Genomic DNA, 1,850 nt, shown 5'->3' with positions numbered 1-1,850 from the left:
CAATTTCGACGTCGCGAGGTCGAGAGACCAATGCACGCCAAACAGGATCTCTTCCGACAATGGTGGCCGGCGAGTTGCTCGAGTGGCGATTGACTCGCTTGCTTCGAGGGGAATGCTACGTGCCGCACCGACCGGTAACGGTATCAAGGACAATTCGGATGAATTTTCATTTGACATTGCGCAGCGCCCTCCGAACGTGATCAGAATGATTAGGCTTGATACATGGACCATCCCTGTCGGAGCCGCATTTAGGAGAACCTACTCCTCGAACCGCCCCGATATTTGATCTTACGAAGGTGGAACAGGCATGGATAGACTCGGAAATTACCTATGGTGCCCCGAGATGTTGTCGACCTGATCCATCGCTTGGTGAATGGCCGTTTCGATCTGGTCGATCTGGAACGGCTTCTGCAACGCAATCGCACGGGGTACCCTGATGCCGATGCTCTTCAAATCACCGCTGATGAAGACATGTGGCACCGGGCCGATCAGGGCGACAATACGGTCCATCGCGTCGATCCCGTTGCCGGGCCGCAATCCTGCATCCATCAGGATGAGGTCTGGGCGGTGGCTTACCGCCGCTGCCACGGCTGCGTCCTCGCTTGTGACGATGGCGCAGACCGCATGACCGAGATAGACGAGAATGTCACCCAGCAGCGGTCCAATCGACTGATCGTCGTCGACGACCAAAATAGAGATCATTTGTTTCGGCATATTCAGACCCCAGTGAAAGGATTGTGTCATAGCCGGTCGTCACCATAGACGTCAGCCTCGGAAACTACGTAGTCGACGGCATGCGATTATGATGATAGGTCCCTTGATAAGTCCTGCAGATTAGGACGCCACTGCGAAAGCGCGCAGACATGCTACGCGGCAAACCGAAATCACCAGCCGAGACTGCTGGTGGCCCGACCACTCCACCGGACACGGATTTTTTTGTGGTCGGCATCGGTGCTTCGGCCGGGGGGCTCGAAGCGTGTCGGCTTCTGCTGCAAGCGCTCGAACCCGACCGTTCGATGGCGCTGATCGTGGTCCAGCATCTCGATCCGACCCAGCGAAGCCTGTTGGCGGAATTGCTGGCGAGCCATACGGGGCTCATCGTGCGCGACGCCACCGAAGGCATGCCGATCGAACCCGGGCATTGCTATGTCTTGCCGCCCGGAAACTATCTTTCTGTCGGGCAGAACATGCTGCATCTATCGCGACCGCTGGCGCGTCACGGCGCGCGACTCCCGTTCGATTTCCTGTTGCATTCGCTCGCGCAGGCCTATGGCACGCGCGCCATCGGTATCATCCTCTCCGGAACCGGGGGCGATGGGAGTGCCGGGATCCGCGACATCCGCGCCTGCCATGGCTACGTCATCGCCCAGGACCCCACCGAAGCGCAGTACGACGGTATGCCGCGCAGCGCGATCGCCACTGGACATGTCGATGCGATCCTGCCGATCGCGGCGATGCCCGCCGCTCTCGCCGCGCGCGCAGCAACACCCCTTGCAGCCCCCGCCGCAGCCCGCGAGGCGGATGATCCGTTCCGCCAGATCGTCGAACTGCTGCGCAACCGCACCGCGCATGATTTCTCGCTCTACAAGCAAGGCACGCTGCAGCGCCGGATCGAGCGGCGGATGGCGCTGGCCGGCATGCCGCGCGGCAACCTAGCCCCGTATCGCGACCTGATCGAAGCCGATCCACTTGAACTCGAAGCACTTGCACAGGATCTGCTCATCAACGTGACCAGCTTTTTTCGTGATCCAAAGGTATTCGAGACGGTGCGCACCAGCGTCATTCCCGCGCTGATGGTGGACCGCAGCGATCCCGGGCCGGTGCGGATCTGGATCGCGGGGTGCAGCACC

2 protein-coding genes are annotated in these 1,850 nt (G+C 60.4%); one reads left to right on the top strand and one right to left on the bottom strand.

Annotated features, from left to right (window positions below; translation table 11 throughout):
• Positions 1-324: 324 nt before the first annotated feature.
• A complete protein-coding gene (locus ACP5E6_RS18910) occupies positions 325-714 on the bottom strand; it encodes a response regulator (protein WP_427957014.1) in 390 nt (129 codons plus the stop codon).
• Between the two features lie 149 nt (positions 715-863).
• On the opposite strand from ACP5E6_RS18910, the gene ACP5E6_RS18905 reads away from it, so the two are divergent.
• On the top strand, positions 864-1,850 hold a 987-nt coding region (locus ACP5E6_RS18905; protein WP_427957012.1), incomplete at its 3' end, for a chemotaxis protein CheB.

This window comes from Acidiphilium sp. (assembly GCF_049977125.1).
Lineage (GTDB): Bacteria > Pseudomonadota > Alphaproteobacteria > Acetobacterales > Acetobacteraceae > Acidiphilium.
The sequence above is the reverse complement of the archived record's forward strand: the minus strand, read 5'-3'. Positions and strand labels throughout refer to the sequence as shown.

What these genes read in the sequence shown, in the direction of transcription:
- ACP5E6_RS18910 (WP_427957014.1), bottom strand. Translation starts at nt 714, where the DNA reads ATGCCGAAACAAATGATCTCTATTTTGGTCGTCGACGACGATCAGTCG.